The following is a 1,663-nucleotide window of genomic DNA, read 5'->3' as shown; positions in this document are numbered from 1 at the left end:
CCTCGATCCACCGACTGACCTGGTGTGTGGCTGTGAGGTCGGGCTGTCGTTGGTCGTCGGGTTGTGCGCATGAGGTAGCTGCTGGTTTGCCCAGCTTTTCCTCTGCGCTCCGTTCGGGGGCTTTCGGCCAGGTGGTCAGACAGTAGCGGCATTGGGCGGGCTAGGGCCGATGATGTTGTGCCACAGCATGAGCCAGGCCCGAGACCAGGGCCAGTGGGTGGGTAGGTGCAGGATGGGCCGGCGTTGCGGACGGGCGAGTCGCGCGGGAATGTTGACGATCTTGCGGCGCAGTGTGGATCCCCGCGCCCGGCCGTGGTTCTCACCTGCCAGCACCCCGGCGGCGCGCAGCAGGTTGTGGGCGATGGCCGCGCACAGGATCCAGGCGGAGTTCGCCCCGAAGCGGCCCGACGGGATGTGTGCCAGCGGTCCGTCGATCAGGTCGGCGAACACGGTCTCGATGATCGCGTGTTGGCGGTGGGTGATGTCGGCCTGATCGGCGGGCAGGTCGGTGTTGGTGAAGAACGGGTGATATCGCCAGACCGGAAACAGTGCGTCGGGAAACCGGGCGTCTTTGACTCGACGCACGATGAGGCGCGCGGTGATTCGATCGGGGGTGGATGCAAAAGCGGTGTAGGGGATTTCGGCGACTTCGGCATCAGAGATCCAGGCCCCGGTATCGGGATCTTGGACTGCGCCGGGATAAGACACCGGGGTCCAGGCGCTCTCGTCGATGGCGGCCAGCGCGCGTTCCACGGCGGGGTTTCGGATCATCACCAGCGAGAACCGGGCGCCCGCGCGCAGGCAGCTCCGCACCACCGCCCGGTTGCCGTAGGCCGAGTCGCCGCGCACCAGGATCTGCCCGCTGGCTCCGGCGGCGCGGGCGGTTCTGATGGCTTGGGCGACCATGCGCCCGGCACCCTTGGCCGAGGCGGTCTTGCCCGCGCGTAGCCGCATCCCGGCGATCACCGGTGCCGACCCCGCGGTGCTGATGGTGGTGGCCAGCGGTGAGAGTCCCTTGCGCAGGATCTGCTTGCCGGCGATCTTGGTGTGTCCGTAGGAGGCGCCCTGTTTGGCGCGCCCGTAGACCGGACGTAGCAGCGAGTCGATGTCGATGAACACCGACCCCTTGGCGGCATCAGGGAGCAGGTCGACCCTCCCACACAGCGCCACCAGATGGTCACGTAGTACCGATTCGAGTTGGCGGGCGTGACCGAAGGTGAACTCTCGCAACAACGTTCCGACCGTCGACGGTGCGTACACGCCGTCGAAGAGCGTCGTCATGCCGCCGCTGCGGACCAGGTCGATGTCGTCGATGCAGTCCGCGCCCGCGCACATGCCCGCGATCAGCGTGGCCAGTTTCGGAGACGGGTTGGCCGCCCCGGACTTGATCCGCGGCGCGACGATCTGGACCTTCTCCGAGAGAAGCCGAGTCAGCCCGGTCTGCTGGGCCAACGTCATCACCGGTACCAGCCCGGCGCACGACACGAGATGATCGTCATCGAACACCGCTGACTGCGAAGCGAAGCTGTGCGAAACTTGCACTGGAAGTGCCTTTCCGAACTGACCCGATTGTTTGTGTGAGAACTACAATCATCCCAGTTCAGAGGGCACTTTCCTCATTCCGACACCCAGAAAACACCAGGTCAGTCGGTGGATCGAGGCT

General features: G+C 65.8%; 1 protein-coding gene. It reads right to left on the bottom strand.

Annotated elements, in window-relative coordinates; genetic code table 11:
- Positions 1–135: 135 nt before the first annotated feature.
- The gene (locus tag CSQ99_RS30535; RefSeq protein ID WP_006241287.1) at positions 136–1,542 is read right to left on the bottom strand and encodes an IS1380 family transposase; all 1,407 of its coding nucleotides are present in this window, start codon (positions 1,540–1,542) and stop codon (positions 136–138) included.
- Positions 1,543–1,663 lie beyond the last annotated feature (121 nt).

It is taken from the genome of Mycobacterium neglectum (assembly GCF_002591975.1).
Lineage (GTDB): Bacteria > Actinomycetota > Actinomycetes > Mycobacteriales > Mycobacteriaceae > Mycobacterium > Mycobacterium neglectum.
This window is presented reverse-complemented; position numbering and strand designations above follow the sequence as displayed.